We start from the raw sequence: 1,129 nt of genomic DNA on the forward strand, positions 1-1,129 counted from the left end.
CTGGATCAACTTCGCCGAGCAGGTCGTGCCCGAATTGCAGCGCAGCGGCGTCTTCCCCACCGAATACGCGCCCGGAACGCTGCGCGACCGCTTCGGGCTTGCCCGGCCCGCCAACCGCTTCGCCGAGCAGCGCGCCAATCAGCGCGCCGTGTCCTGAGGAGAGCCGTCATGACCGCCGCTCCGAGACTGCATTCGCGCGAGGCAACCGCGCCGCAGCTGATCAACGTCCTGCACAGCCCCAAGCGCGTCCGCGTCAAATTCGCCGGCCGCGTCATCGCCGACAGCCGCAACGTTCTGGTGCTGCGCTCCAACCATTTTCTGCCGATCTATTTCTTCCCGCTCTCGGCGGTCGACCAGTCGGTGCTGAAGCCGTCGAAGCACGGCCAGCAGCATGCGGTCGGCGGCGAGACGAAATATTGGGATATCGATACGGGCGGCAGGCGGGCGGCCGACGCCGCCTGGTCATTCACTGCACCGCCCGACGAGAACCTTGCGCCGCTCGCCGGCCGCATCGCCTTCACCTGGAACCTTGTCGACCAGTGGTTCGAGGAGGAGGAAGAGGTCTTCGTCCACGCACGTGATCCCTATGCCCGCATCGACGTGCTGCAGAGCGCGAGCCATGTGCGGATATGGTTCGACGGCGAACTGATTGCCGACAGCCACCGCCCTGTGCTGCTGTTCGAGACGCATCTGCCGACGCGTTTCTATCTCAATCCGTCGGATGTCAGGCTCGACCGCCTGAGGCCGTCGGAGACGACGACGCGATGTCCGTACAAGGGCATCGCCTCCTACTGGTCCGGCGTGCTCAGGGACGGCTCGCTGCGCCAGGACATCGCATGGAGCTATCGCGACCCGATCGCCGAGATGCCGAAGATCAAGGGGCTGATCGCCTTCTATCCGCAAGCGGTGGACCGCATCGAGCTCGACGGCCAGCCGATCTGACTCGCTCCCTTCATACCCTTCCTTCAAAACCACAATTTTCACTGAGGCAAAAATGACCAAGCGCAACGAAATCGACTCCCTCCGCAATCTGTCCGGAGACATCTGGAACGTCGCCGTCGACGAATACGCTCAAGGTTATCTCAAGCGTCGCGATCTCCTGAAATACGCGGCGCTGATCGGCCTGACC

At 63.5% G+C, this 1,129-nt stretch carries 1 protein-coding gene and 1 pseudogene; both read left to right on the forward strand.

Going from position 1 to position 1,129, the window contains the following annotated elements; translation table 11 throughout:
* Positions 1 to 157: pseudogene (locus EOA49_RS33900) on the forward strand (LLM class flavin-dependent oxidoreductase); the annotation flags it as partial.
* Between the two features lie 11 nt (positions 158 to 168).
* Entirely contained in the window at positions 169 to 942 is a 774-nt protein-coding gene (locus tag EOA49_RS32060) for a DUF427 domain-containing protein (RefSeq protein ID WP_127242296.1), read from the forward strand.
* Positions 943 to 1,129: the final 187 nt, after the last annotated feature.

Origin of the sequence: Mesorhizobium sp. M1A.F.Ca.IN.020.04.1.1 (genome assembly GCF_003997315.1) — a bacterium.
In the GTDB taxonomy this organism is placed as follows: Bacteria; Pseudomonadota; Alphaproteobacteria; order Rhizobiales; family Rhizobiaceae; genus Mesorhizobium.